This is a genomic window from Reella acinonychis (genome assembly GCF_052828705.1).
On record NZ_CM128256.1, the window covers coordinates 1,374,108 to 1,387,861 of the forward strand.

A 13,754-nucleotide genomic window follows, 5' to 3' on the forward strand; every position below is an offset into this window, starting at 1 on the left:
ATGACAGACAATCTTCAAGACTTCATTTCAACTAAATTGGCGAGCGCAATTGCCAATCCATTGTTTCCGACCGTTGATAGCCAATTACGCTCAGGTAAACATATTGGGCAAGAATATTTAGATAACTACGCCTTTTTGGCCGAATTTCAACATGAATTAGACAGTTTTTATCGTCGCTATAACGTTGAGTTAATTCGTGCGCCAGAAGGTTTTTTCTATTTGCGTCCCAAAGCTACGACCTTAATTTCTCGTTCAGTGCTAACCGAGTTAGAAATGTTAGTGGGGAAAGTCTTGTGTTATTTGTATCTCAGCCCAGAACGCTTGGCACAGCAAGGTATTTTTACCATACAAGAAGTGTATGATGAGTTGTTGAACCTTGCAGATGAAAGCAAATTATTAAAAGCTATTAATTTGCGAGCCAGTGGATCTGATTTGGATAAACAAAAATTAGCGGAAAAAGTCAGAGCTGCCATTGGACGTTTACGCCGTTTAGGTATGTTACATACTGTAGGTGAGCAAAATAGCGGTAAATTTACTATTTCAGAATCGGTTTTCCGTTTTGGTGCGGAAGTGCGTGCCGGCGATGATCCAATTGAAGCACAATTACGTTTAATTCGTGATGGTGAAGCAGCAAATCCACAATCATTACAGGCTGAAAAAGCCGCATTAAAAACCTCATTAGATGAAAGTGCGGTGGAAAATGATGAAGATTTTGAAGAAGATGAAGATAATCAAGAAGGAGCAGAATAATGGCTGATTATGAATTAGAACAAGCTATGCCTGATGTTGAAGTGGAAGAAACTCAAGAAAATTTGACCGCACTTTCATCAGTTTCTGCTACGCAAGTAGAACGTGGCAAATTCCGTTCTTTAACATTGATTAACTGGAATGGTTTTTTTGCGCGTACATTCGATTTAGATGAATTAGTCACCACACTTTCAGGGGGAAATGGTGCAGGTAAGTCAACTACTATGGCTGGATTTGTGACGGCATTAATTCCTGATTTAACCCTGTTACATTTCCGTAATACGACTGAAGCGGGCGCCAGTGGCGGTTCGAGAGATAAAGGTTTACATGGTAAATTGCGTCCAGGCGTCTGTTACGCGGTATTGGATACCATCAATTCTCGCCATCAACGTGTTTTAGTGGGGGCGAGATTACAGCAAATTGCAGGTCGTGATAAAAAAGTAGATATCAAAACCTTTAGTTTGCAAGGCGTGGAATTAGCGGTAAATCCAACCGCACTTTTTACTGAAGTGATTAATGATCGCCAAGCGAAAGTATTAAACCTAAATGAATTAAAAGACAAAGTAGAGCAAATTGGCGGACAATTTAAACAATATCATTCCATTACTGATTATCATGGCATGATGTTTGATTTAGGTATTATTCCGAAACGTTTACGTTCTTCTTCTGATCGAAGCAAATTCTATAAATTAATTGAAGCTTCTTTATACGGTGGTATTTCTAGCGCTATTACAAAATCATTGCGTGATTATCTATTACCTGAAAACCTAGGCGTTCGCAAAGCCTTTCAGGATATGGAAAGTGCATTGCGTGAAAACCGTATGACATTGGAAGCCATTAAATTAACCCAAGCTGATCGTGATTTATTTAAGCATTTAATTACAGAAACCACCAATTATGTTGCTTCTGATTATATGCGTAATGCGAATGAGCGTGAAGGAAATATCCACACCGCTTTATCTTTCCGTAAAGAATGGTATCAAGCCAAATCTGAGCAACAATTATCACAACATCGTTTAATTGATTTAAGTCGTGAAGCCGCGGAATTAACGGAAAGTGAGAAAACATTGGAAGTGGATTATCAAAGTGCTTCTGATCAGCTCAATCTTATTTTTAATGCATTACGTCATCAAGAAAAAATCGAACGTTATCAAGGTGATGTAGCTGAATTAAACGAAAAATTAGAAGAGCAAAAAATGGTGGTTGAAACCGCCAATGAACAGCTAGAAGAAAGCCAAGCACAGTTTGATCAAGTGGAACAAGAGATCGATCAAATTCGTTCTCAATTGGCGGATTATCAACAAGCACTTGATGCTCAACAAACACGCGCGTTGCAATATCAACAAGCCGTTCAAGCATTAGAAAAAGCAAAAAATCTCTGTGGTTTAGCTGATTTAAGCGTCAAAAATATTGATGATTATCATGGAGAATTTGAAGCACAAGCGGAAACATTAACTGAACAAGTGCTTGAATTAGAACAAAAAATGTCAATTTCTCAGGCAGCAAAATCACAATTTGACAAAGCCTATGAATTGGTATGCAAAGTGGCTGGTGAAGTACCTCGTTCTGCAGCTTGGGAAAGTGCAAAAAGCTTATTGGCAGAATATCCAAGCCAAAAAGTACAAGCTGCGCAAACTCCACAATTACGTGCAAAATTACATGAATTAGAACAGCGTTATCAACAACAACAAAGTGCGGTGCGTTTATTAGCAGATTTTAATCAACGTACCAATATGCAGCTTGAAACAAGTGATGAATTAGAAGAATGTTATGCAGAACAAGAAGCATTAGTTGAGGATTTAACCAGTGCAGTATCAGATCATGTAGAACAACGTTCGACTTTACGCCAAAAACAACAACAGCTAATAACACAGCATCAACAACAATCTGCGAAAGCACCAGCTTGGTTGACTGCACAAGCCGCATTGGAACGTTTAGAAGAACAATCTGGTGAGAAATTTGCTGATAGCCAAGATGTGATGAATTTCATGCAAGCACAATTGGTTAAAGAGCGTGAGTTAACCATTCAACGCGATCAGCTAGAACAAAAGCGCCATCAATTAGATGAACAAATTTCTCGTTTAAGCCAACCAGATGGTTCAGAAGATGCGCGTTTAAATGTGTTAGCTGAACGCTTTGGCGGCGTGCTTTTATCTGAACTCTACGATGATGTTTCCTTTGAAGACGCTCCTTATTTCTCAGCATTATATGGACCAGCGCGCCATGCAATTGTGGTGCGTGATTTAAATGCGATTAAAGATCAGTTAGAACATTTAGATGATTGCCCTGAAGATTTATATTTAATTGAAGGTGATCCAGCAGCGTTTGATGATAGCGTTCTTTCAGCACAAGAATTGACCAATGGTGTTGTTGTTCAGGTGTCAGATCGTGAAGTCCGTTACTCAAAATTCCCTGAAATTCCATTATTTGGACGTGCGGCTCGCGAGAAACACTTAGCTGAATTAGAAATTCAACGTGATGAAGTGGCGGAACAATATGCACAACGTGCATTTGATGTGCAAAAATGCCAACGTTTACATGAACATTTCAGTCAATTTGTTGGCTTGCATTTGGCATTGGCGTTCTTGCCAAATCCAGAAGAGATCATGCGTGAAATCAATGCAGAGCGCAATGAAATTGAGCGAGAATTAACCGCACTTTCAACGGAAGAACAACAAATTCGTTTAAAATTGGATTCTGCAAAAGAAAAAATGCAATTGTTGAATAAGTTAATTCCTCAGTTGGCATTGCTTGCAGATGACAGTTTAGTCGATCGCATTGAAGAATGTCGTGAACAACTAGACATTGCTGAACAAGATGAACATTTCATTCGTCAGCATGGGGTGACATTGTCACAACTTGAACCAATAGCGGCGACATTACAAAGTGATCCGGAACATTATGAGCGCTTAAAACAAGATTTAGCCCAAAGCACTATGTTGCAAAAACAAGTACAACAAAAAGTATTTGCTTTAGCAGATGTTATGCAACGTAAAACGCATTTTGACTATAAAGAAACAGTTCAAACAGAAAGCAATGGACTAAATGAACAATTACGCAGCAGATTAGAACAAACACAAGCGCGTCGTGAACAACAACGCGAGCAATTACATCAAAAACAAAAACAATTTGCTGATTACAATCGCATTTTTATTGAATTACAAAGTGCGTTTAATAGTAAAAATGATTTGCTAAAAGAGTTATTAAGCGAAGTAAATGAGCTGGGTGTAAGAGCTGATGCAGGTGCAGAAGAGCGAGCGAGAAATCGTAGAGAAGAATTGCACCAACAACTTTCCGCAAATCGTCAGCGCCGTTCTTATGTTGAAAAACAATTAACATTAATTGAGAGTGAAGCGGAAAATCTTAACCGACGAATTCGCAAAGCAGAACGTGATTATAAGCAACAGCGTGAATTAGTGGTTGCCGCGAAAGTCAGCTGGTGTGTGGTAATGCGTTTATCACGCAATAGTGATGTGGAAAAACGTTTAAATCGTCGCGAATTAGCTTATTTATCCACTGATGAACTACGTTCTATGTCGGATAAAGCCTTGGGTGCATTACGTCAGGCGGTTGCTGATAATGAATATTTGCGTGATGCATTGCGAATTTCTGAAGATAGCCGTAAACCTGAAAACAAAGTGCGATTCTTTATTGCGGTATATCAACATTTACGCGAGCGTATTCGTCAAGATATTATCAAAACAGATGATCCAATTGATGCGATCGAACAAATGGAAATTGAGTTAAATCGTCTCACTAACGAATTAACAGGACGCGAACAAAAATTAGCCATTAGTTCTGAAAGTGTAGCGAATATTATGCGTAAAACCATTCAACGTGAACAGAATCGTATTCGTATGCTTAACCAAGGATTGCAAAATATTTCGTTTGGTCAAGTGAAATCAGTTCGTTTGATGGTGAATATTCGTGATACGCATGCAATGTTACTTGATGCTTTATCAGGTAACAGTGGCGATTATCAAGATCTCTTTACTGATAATCGCATGACATTCTCCGAGGCTATTGCGAAATTATATCAACGATTAAATCCGCATATTGATATGGGACAACGTACTGCACAAACCATTGGCGAAGAATTGTTGGATTATCGTAATTATTTGGATTTAGAAGTGGAAGTCTATCGTGGTGCTGATGGTTGGTTGCGTGCGGAAAGTGGTGCATTATCAACGGGTGAGGCCATTGGTACGGGGATGTCTATTCTATTAATGGTCGTACAAAGTTGGGAAGAAGAAAGCCGCCGCATGCGAGGCAAAGATATTGTGCCTTGTCGCTTGTTATTCTTAGATGAAGCAGCGCGTTTAGACGGAAAATCTATTTCCACCTTGTTTGAATTATGTGAACGTTTGGATATGCAATTATTAATTGCTGCTCCTGAAAATATTAGTCCAGAAAAAGGTACAACCTATAAATTGGTGCGTAAGATTTCAGGTAACCAAGAGCAAGTTCATGTGGTTGGTTTGCGAGGCTTTGGCGCCACAGAATAAATTTGAAAGTGCGGTTAAAATTTTCTGATTTTTAACCGCACTTTTATTATGTTTAACATGAAATTTAACATACTCAATTTTTATCCATACTTGATAATGAAAAAACAAGAGGTTCTCAATGCATTATCTTATTCTTGCTATTTTATGTAGCGTTTCTGTTTCAGTGTTATTTAAATTAAGCAAAAAATTTAACGTAGTAACAGAACAAATGGTTGCCTTTGGTTACATTATGGCACTTTCTTTAAGCTATTTTTTACTAAAACCTAATTTCGGCGATTTAGGTTTTACGGAATTTTTCTTGCAAAGCGAAGCAAAACCTATTTTCTTGATTTTAGGGATCATCTTACCTGTTGGCTTTATTGTTATGTCAAAAGCCGTTGAGTTTGGCGGAATTGTGAGAACAGATGCAGCACAACGTTTAGCGCTATTTTTACAAATTATTGCTGCTGTCGTCATTTTTGGCGAAACATTAAGCCATGTGCGAATTGGTGGGGTAGTGGTTGCCTTTTTTGCGTTGTTTTTCCTGTTATTCAAACCTGCAAGTGCGGTGGAAAATAGCTTAAAAGCCGCATTGGCATTAGCGGGCGTATGGTTAATTTGGGGATTGTCTGGCGTTTTATTCAAAAAAGTGGCTTTAATGGGGGGCGCTTTCCCGAATACCTTATTTATTGCTTTCGTCTTGGCAGCTATGGTGATGTTTAGCTATTTATTATTTAAACGCACCAAATGGTCTGTATCGAGTTTTATTGCGGGTTTAATTCTTGGCGGATTGAATTTTGGTAATATTTTATTCTACATTTATGCACATCAATACTTTAAACAAAATCCAACTATTGTGTTTGCTACCATGGATTTAGGGGTGATTTGCTTAGGTACAGTAGTTGGTGCAATGATCTTTAAAGAACGCTTAAGTAAAGTCAACATTATCGGCATTGGTTTGGGAATGTTAGCGATTGGATTAATGTATATCGAAAAACTCGTTTAATTTGTAGCCTAATTTTTTACTTAATTTTTAGTTTCTCCATTGACATCTTATTTTTTTTTTACAATAGTAAGGTTTCAATTTTTTTAGTCGCATGGAGAAACATTATGTCACATAGTAGAGAATGTCCTTTTTGTAACACAGTAGTTCCAGCTAGTGCTACAGTTTGTACAGGTTGTCAAGCTGAATATCTTTCACGTAAAGAAGTGGTACGTGAAAAACTTATCAGAGGATGGGCGTTTATGATAGCCCTAATGCTTTTTCCAACCATTCTTCTTATAATGGAATTTACAGATGTGGCCATAAAAGGCTTTGTATGGATATTCGCTATTGGGGGATTCTTAAGTTGGCTCGTCTATATCACTACCAACAAATCTGGTGTATGGAGACGAAGAAGTTAAGATAAATATCATATAAAAAATAAACCCAGCAAAATCGCTGGGTTTATTTTTTGCTAAAACTGCGGTGCATTTCCTCCGAGTTTTAATCTGTGCTAGAATTTTACCAAATTTCTACTAAAGCAATTTATTATGTCTGAATTTAGCTTTTTTATTTACGATTACGAGAGTTTCGGGGTGAATCCTGCTAGCGATCGCCCCGCACAATTTGCAGGCATTCGCACTGATGCGGATTTTAATATTATTGGTGAGCCAGTTATGTTGTATTGTAAGCAAACCAATGATTATTTACCTTCGCCAGAAGCGGTGTTGGTAACAGGTATTACACCGCAGGAATGTAATGAAAAAGGACTACCGGAACCAGAATTTGCAGCCCGTATTTTAGCGGAATTTAGCCAACCTAACACCTGCGTAATGGGCTATAACAACATTCGCTATGATGATGAAATGACGCGTTATACCTTTTATCGTAATTTTATTGATCCCTATGAATACAGCTGGAAAAATGGTAATTCTCGTTGGGATTTATTGGATGTTGTGCGTGCTTGCTATGCATTACGTCCAGAAGGCATTGAATGGGCATTTGACGATGAAGGTGTTCCGTCTTTTCGATTAGAAAAATTAACTCAGGCAAATGGCATAGAGCATAGTAACGCCCATGATGCAATGGCAGATGTGTATGCCACTATTGCAATGGCAAAATTGATCAAAGAAAAACAACCTAAACTGTTTCAATTTTTCTTTGAAAACAGGGAAAAAAGGGCAGTAGAGCAACTTATTGATACTGCTAATATGACGCCATTGGTTCATGTTTCGGGGATGTTGGGCAATTATCGCGGCAATACGGCTTGGGTTGTGCCTTTAGCCTGGCACCCAATCAACAAAAATGCAGTGATCGTTTGTGATTTAAGTGCAGATATAACGGATTTATTGCATAAAAGTGCGGTGGAATTACGACAAAATTTATATACGCCTAAAGCAGAATTATTGGAACAGGATATTTTACCGGTGCCATTAAAACTGGTTCATATTAATAAATGCCCAATTCTTGCTCCTGCAAAAACCTTATTACCTGAAAATGCACAACGTTTAGGTATTGATAGAGAATATTGTTTGCAAAATCTACAGAAGTTACGCCAATCAAATGAAGTGCGGTCAAAAGTAGAGGATATTTTCAGGGATGAACGCATTTTTGAGAAAAGTGACAACGTAGAAACTGAGCTATATAACGGTTTCTTTAGTTTTAATGATAAAAACAATATGGCGATTCTGCGTCAATTGCCGGCGGAAAAACTTGGGGAATCGGGATTAACCTTTGAAGATAGTCGAATCCCTGATTTATTGTTTCATTATCGTGCAAGACATTTCTTTAAAACATTAAATCGTACTGAACAATTGCAATGGGAACGTTATCGTCGTCGAAAATTAGAACAAAGTGCGGTGGATTTTGAGCAAAGAATGCAAGAATTAGCTAATTTAAATGCCGATAATCCCGAAAACTTAGCATTATTACATCAAGTTTATGAATATGCCGCAAAATTACTTTAAGTGACAATGTAACATAAAATAGAAATAATGAATATTTTGATTGATTTTGATGGCACTTGCGTGACGCATAGCTTTCCTAAAGTTGGCGAAGATATTGGCGCAGCGCAAGTGCTCAGAGATTTAGTAAAAAATGGACATAACCTTATTTTATTTACCATGCGTGCAGAAGATTGTTATTTAGAAGATGCGCTGAATTGGTTTAAACAAAATAAGATTAGCCTATATGGGATTAATGTTAATCCACAGCAGCATAAATTTACCAGTTCACCAAAAGCGTTTGGTGATTTAATTATTGATGATATCGCATTAGGAATCCAAACCTTTCCTTGCCATTATTACCGTCCTTGTGTTGATTGGAAATGGGCAGCAGAAATGTTACATAAAAAGGGATTGTTAACAGCTGATCAAATTCAACAATATGATTTTAGTATGCGAGCTTACTTATAAATATCAATTATAAGAGCAAAATTTTATAAAAGGTGATTATTATGATTTCAGAAGCTGAAAAACGCATTAGACGTGAGGCTATTGAGTATGCAAAGGCAACTCTTGAACTCGATGGCGTAGTTTTATCAAAAGAACTATGGAAAATCGCAGAAAATTATGCAGATGGTATTTTAGATAAAGAGGAGTTTGATAAAGAATTTATTGATGCCATCAATAAAGGTTTATAAAGCCGACGAATATCGGCTTTATTACATTATTTAGGCATATATCTATAAAATGTTACCTTATTTTTTGCATCAGGACTTCTAACATAGATTAGTAAAGCATAAAGGGACAATGAAAATAGTACTATTGCAATAATGCCAAATAAAGTCCAGCCAGCAGTTTTACTTAAATGTTGTATTGATGTAAAAATATGTTCTCCCAAAAAACGCAATAGATAAAATCCGCCTACTAAACCTACAACTAGCGATATAACGAAATAAGGGAGTACACTTTCTCCATATTTAACTGTTGCTTGACAACCACGACATACAGAGATACCTCGCTCGGATTCAGTAAAACAAAATGGACATTTAATCATTTCAGATGTTTTATTATTCATATAGCCTCTTTATTTTAGTTCAAAAAAATAACCATATAAGTTCGGGAATTCTAATATTTGGACTCTAGCATAATATTCTGCGGTAATCTATTAATTTTTTCGTTATATTTTATTAGTGCTCTGCATATTTAGTAAAGTGATCTACTAATAAAATATTTACGAGGACGTACCCGCATTTGTGGATATATTTCGGCATTTTCCGCCTTAAATCATTTCAATTTTCCATTTCATTGCCTTGTTAAACTAGGCTATCAATACAGTTTATAACTCAATGATTTTATTATTACGTAGTTTTCGCTAACATTGTAACTAATTTCGCATAATGTATATTATGTTAAATTAAATATTAAACAAGTCACTTTTGTGTCCTCTATTTTTAATAAAATGATTTTCAGTATGGATTGTTACTGAAATTGAAGTTAACGAAATTTATTTTTAATAAGAAGTTTTTATGATTAGATAAGAAATGTTGGATAATTTTAAGCGACCGATCATATAAATATATTAAGATTGGCTTTAATATGTTTGTAGCTGTGTTATAAGATATTTAAAAAGCAATGAATTGTTCTTATATATTTCAATGAAATCTGATGATGTGAATAAATTTAGATAATAAAAATGAGCGTTAATATTACGCCCATTTTTAGATGTTTATTTATAAAAAGTAGCTAGATTTGACCGCACTTTTACTTATTGATCAGTGTTAAGAATTCTTTGCGAGTTTCTCTGTCATCAAGGAATACACCACCAAATGCTGAGGTGACGGTGTAACTATTACTATCTTTAATCCCACGACATTTCACACAAAAATGCGTTGCTTTTACATAAACTGCGACATCTTCAGTTTCAAGGATTGTTTGAAATGCTAATAAAATTTGTTCAGTTAAACGTTCTTGCACTTGCGGACGTTGAGCAAAAAACGCTACTACTCGATTAATCTTAGATAAACCGATTACCCATTTTTTGGGATAATATGCAACAGAAACGGTGCCATCAATAGTCACAAAATGGTGTTCACAGGTGCTGGTTAATGTTACATCATTCACTAACACCATTTCGCTGACTTTCATACGATTTTCTATATTGGTGATTTTAGGAAAATTTGCATAATCTAAACCGCTAAAAATCTCATCAACGAACATTTTAGCTAAACGATGAGGTGTTTCTTCAATGCTATCATCTTTTAAATCTAAACCAATTAACGCTAGCACTTCGCGCATTTTGCTTTCAATTTGAGTGCGACGTTCATCTTTGGTTTGCGTTAAATTAATATCAATCATTGGGGTTTCAATCCCCTTTTCAACTAAAGCATTACGCACTTTAGCTGCTTCTACTGAAATATTGCCCATTTGTAACTCCCATACAAAATAATCGGCTATTCTAGCAAACATTCTTACAAGAATAAAATGAGAATATTCGTTAGGCAGTATGAAAAGTTTTAGTATAAAATAAAGAACAAAATTGAAACTGAGAAGGATTTCATTATGCTAACGTTAGATCAAGCTCTTGATAAAATATTAACTACTCTTCCAAGTCCAAATACAACATTTCAATTACCTATTCATCAAGCAGTTAATTTCATCTGTGCTGAAGATATTATTTCTCCAATTAACGTGCCTTCTTTTGATAATTCCGCAATGGATGGTTATGCAGTTCGTTTAGCGGATTTACAACAATCCATGAAATTAGAAATTGCGGGAAAATCCTTTGCTGGCAATCCTTTTTCTGCTGAATGGCAAGAACAAAGTGTGGTGAGAATTATGACAGGTGCAATGATTCCCGAAGGGACGGATGCAGTTGTTATGCAAGAAGAAGTTACCTTAAATGATGACGGCACTGTAACCTTTTCATCAATGCCTAAATTAGGGAAAAATATTCGTCGCATTGGCGAAGATGTGTCTCAGGGTGATGTTGTGTTGAAAAAAGGCGAAAAACTCACCGCAGTTTCTTTGCCACTCCTAGCCTCTTTGGGTATTGAAAACGTGGCAGTATATCCTCGTCTGAAAGTGGCTATCTTATCAACTGGCGATGAATTAGTTCCTGTTGGGCAACCATTAAAATCAGGACAAATTTATGATACTAACCGCTTTGCTGTACGCTTAATGTTAGAAAAATTAAGTTGCGATGTATTGGATTTTGGCATTTTACCTGATAATCCAGCACAATTTGAGCAAGCATTTATGCAAGCACAAGAACAAGCTGATTTAGTTATTACTAGTGGTGGTGTTTCTGTGGGTGAAGCTGATTTTACCAAAACAGTTTTAGAAAATGTGGGCGAAATTAATTTCTGGAAATTAGCAATTAAACCGGGCAAACCTTTTGCCTTTGGTAAATTGCCTCAAGCGTGGTTCTGTGGTTTACCAGGAAATCCGGTTTCTGCTTTGGTCACTTTTTATCAATTAGTGCAACCTGTTATTGCAAAATTATCAGGTGCAAATTATGTTCCTCCTCAAACATTGCCCGCTATTGCTAAAAAACCGATGAAAAAAGCAGTTGGGCGCCTAGATTTCCAACGTGGCTTTTATCAAGTGAATGAACAAGGTCAAATTGAAGTTGAGCCAGTGGGTTTCCAAGGTTCTCATTTATTTAGCTCTTTTGTGAAAAGCAATTGTTTTATTCGTTTGGAACAAGAACGCGGTAATGTTGCAATTGGTGAAAATGTGACCATTGAACCCTTTAATTATTTGTTGAGTTAATATGGCTGAATTAAGTTATCAAGAAGAATTACGTTATAACCGCCAAATTATTCTCAAATCGGTGGACTTTGACGGGCAAGAAAAATTAAAAGACAGTCGAATGTTAATTGTTGGTTTAGGTGGTTTAGGTTGTGCAGCGAGCCAATATTTAGCCACTGCAGGCGTGGGCCATTTAACTTTATTAGATTTCGATACTGTTTCATTATCGAATTTACAGCGCCAAGTCTTGCATAATGATAGTCGCTTAGATATGCCAAAAGTGGAATCTGCCAAAATCGCGTTGCAACAATTAAATCCTCACGTTCAAATTGAGACCATTAACGGTTTACTCGGCGAAGAAAAACTCGCTGAAATTATACCGCACTTTGATGTGATCTTAGACTGTACTGATAACGTGGATACGCGAAATCAGCTAGATCGTTGTTGCCAACAAGCCAAAATTCCACTGATTTCAGGCGCAGCAATTCGAATGGAAGGTTTAATATCGGTGTTCACTTATGAACCGAAATCCCCAACTTATCGCAATTTAAGCCAATTATTTGGCGAGAACGCGTTAACCTGTGTTGAGGCTGGTGTGCTCTCTCCTATTGTCGGCATTGTAGGTTCTATTCAAGCTTTAGAGGCCATAAAAGTGCGGTTAAATATTGGCAAGAATTTGTGCGGTCGTTTATTAATGATCGATGGGCTGAATATGGCAATTCGAGAAATCAAGTTACCTTGCTAATCTGTTGTCGAGCAGGATTAATTTAATCCTGCCCGAATTTTCCCTTCAAATATGTCATAATCCACTAAAAAAGCGTCATGGCCATAATCGGATTCAAATTCAAAATATTGTAAATTCACTTGGCTTTGTTCTAATAAATGACGACTTTTGTGTAAATCAACCAGTTTAAATAATTGATCATTGGCGACTGCAACTAAGGTATAACGCGCTTTAATGCGAGAAAGTGCCTGTTGCATATTATCAAACCCCAATGCAGGATCATACAAATCTAAAGCTCGTAATAAATGCAAATAGCTATTGGCATCAAAACGATCTAAAAACTTCTTGCCTTGATAACTCAAATAGCTTTCGACTTGGAACAAATCCCCCCAGAATTGCCCTTCTGATTTCATCGCGCGCCCAAATGCTTTGGCTAACTGAATATCCGTCCGATAGGTCAACATACCTAACATTCTAGCTATTGCCAGTCCTTTGTGAGGTGGCTCGCCGTCATAATAGTCGCCATTATTAAAATTAGGATCGTTAATCACCGCCTGACGCATCACATGATTAAAACCAATAGCTTCAGCACTAAAGGTTAAAGAAGAACAAAGATTAATCACATTGTCCATAAAATCAGGATAATTAATTGCCCATTGTGTAGCTTGCATACCACCAAATGATCCGCCAACAACAGCATGTAAATGAGGAATTTGCAAATAATCAATGAGTGCTTTTTGTACTTGAACGATATCCTGTACAACAATATGTGGGAATTGACTGCCGTAAGGTTTTTGGCTGTCGGGATTGATTGAAGATGGCCCCGTTGTGCCTTTACAACCGCCTAACACATTGGAACAAATAAAAAAGTATTTGCTGGTATCAAAAACCAACCCTTCTCCCATAAAGTGTTGCCACCAACCCGATCCGCCTTCAGCAAAATAAGGTTCTGCATCTCCCGTTAATGCATGACATAATAAAATCGCATTACTTTTATCTGCGTTTAACGTACCGTAAGTTTGATAAGCAACTTCAATATGTTTAAGTTCACCACCTAAAGCAAGATTTAAAGGTTGTTGCGCAAATAAAATGATTTTTTTTACAGCCATTACTATTCCATTAAC

At 36.9% G+C, this 13,754-nt stretch carries 11 protein-coding genes; 8 read left to right on the plus strand and 3 right to left on the minus strand.

What is annotated here, in order from left to right; genetic code table 11:
* The 6 genes from mukE to ACUXZ4_RS06930 all read left to right on the plus strand — a co-directional run bounded on the left by mukE (position 1) and on the right by ACUXZ4_RS06930 (position 8,854).
* On the plus strand, positions 1 to 750 hold the full coding sequence (gene mukE / locus ACUXZ4_RS06905; protein ID WP_464972482.1) for a chromosome partition protein MukE: 750 nt from the start codon (positions 1 to 3) through the stop codon (positions 748 to 750).
* Positions 750 to 5,252, plus strand: coding sequence for a chromosome partition protein MukB (gene mukB / locus ACUXZ4_RS06910; protein ID WP_464972483.1), 4,503 nt, complete (start codon positions 750 to 752; stop codon positions 5,250 to 5,252). Before mukE ends, mukB begins: the two co-directional genes overlap by 1 nt.
* A gap of 118 nt (positions 5,253 to 5,370) precedes the next feature.
* Positions 5,371 to 6,237, plus strand: coding sequence for an EamA family transporter (locus tag ACUXZ4_RS06915; protein ID WP_464972484.1), 867 nt, complete (start codon positions 5,371 to 5,373; stop codon positions 6,235 to 6,237).
* 527 nt (positions 6,238 to 6,764) lie between these two features.
* Positions 6,765 to 8,180, plus strand: a complete 1,416-nt coding sequence (gene sbcB / locus ACUXZ4_RS06920; RefSeq protein WP_464972485.1) for an exodeoxyribonuclease I — start codon at positions 6,765 to 6,767, stop codon at positions 8,178 to 8,180.
* Positions 8,181 to 8,207: 27 nt separating this feature from the next.
* Positions 8,208 to 8,627, plus strand: coding sequence for a hypothetical protein (locus ACUXZ4_RS06925; protein ID WP_464972486.1), 420 nt, complete (start codon positions 8,208 to 8,210; stop codon positions 8,625 to 8,627).
* Positions 8,628 to 8,668: 41 nt separating this feature from the next.
* The gene (locus tag ACUXZ4_RS06930; RefSeq protein WP_464972487.1) at positions 8,669 to 8,854 is read left to right on the plus strand and encodes an antitoxin VbhA family protein; all 186 of its coding nucleotides are present in this window, start codon (positions 8,669 to 8,671) and stop codon (positions 8,852 to 8,854) included.
* A gap of 26 nt (positions 8,855 to 8,880) precedes the next feature.
* Here the strand turns inward: ACUXZ4_RS06930 and ACUXZ4_RS06935 are convergent, their stop codons facing one another.
* Both ACUXZ4_RS06935 and folE read right to left on the minus strand, forming a co-directional pair.
* Complete coding sequence (locus ACUXZ4_RS06935; RefSeq protein WP_464972488.1) at positions 8,881 to 9,231, minus strand: Asp23/Gls24 family envelope stress response protein; 351 nt, start codon at positions 9,229 to 9,231, stop codon at positions 8,881 to 8,883.
* 686 nt (positions 9,232 to 9,917) lie between these two features.
* Entirely contained in the window at positions 9,918 to 10,580 is a 663-nt protein-coding gene (gene folE, locus ACUXZ4_RS06940) for a GTP cyclohydrolase I FolE (RefSeq protein ID WP_464972489.1), read from the minus strand.
* 135 nt (positions 10,581 to 10,715) lie between these two features.
* Here folE and moeA point away from each other — a divergent pair, with 135 nt between their 5' ends.
* Together moeA and moeB are read left to right on the plus strand one after the other, a co-directional pair.
* Complete coding sequence (gene moeA, locus ACUXZ4_RS06945; RefSeq protein ID WP_464972490.1) at positions 10,716 to 11,927, plus strand: molybdopterin molybdotransferase MoeA; 1,212 nt, start codon at positions 10,716 to 10,718, stop codon at positions 11,925 to 11,927.
* Between the two features lies 1 nt (position 11,928).
* Positions 11,929 to 12,651, plus strand: coding sequence for a molybdopterin-synthase adenylyltransferase MoeB (moeB, locus tag ACUXZ4_RS06950; RefSeq protein ID WP_464972491.1), 723 nt, complete (start codon positions 11,929 to 11,931; stop codon positions 12,649 to 12,651).
* A 17-nt stretch (positions 12,652 to 12,668) separates the two neighbouring features.
* Here moeB and metX read toward each other — a convergent pair whose 3' ends face one another.
* Positions 12,669 to 13,739 carry a homoserine O-acetyltransferase MetX gene (gene metX, locus ACUXZ4_RS06955; RefSeq protein WP_464972492.1) on the minus strand — a complete coding sequence of 357 codons (1,071 nt, stop codon included), beginning with the start codon at positions 13,737 to 13,739 and terminating at the stop codon, positions 12,669 to 12,671.
* Between the last annotated feature and the right edge of the window lie 15 nt (positions 13,740 to 13,754).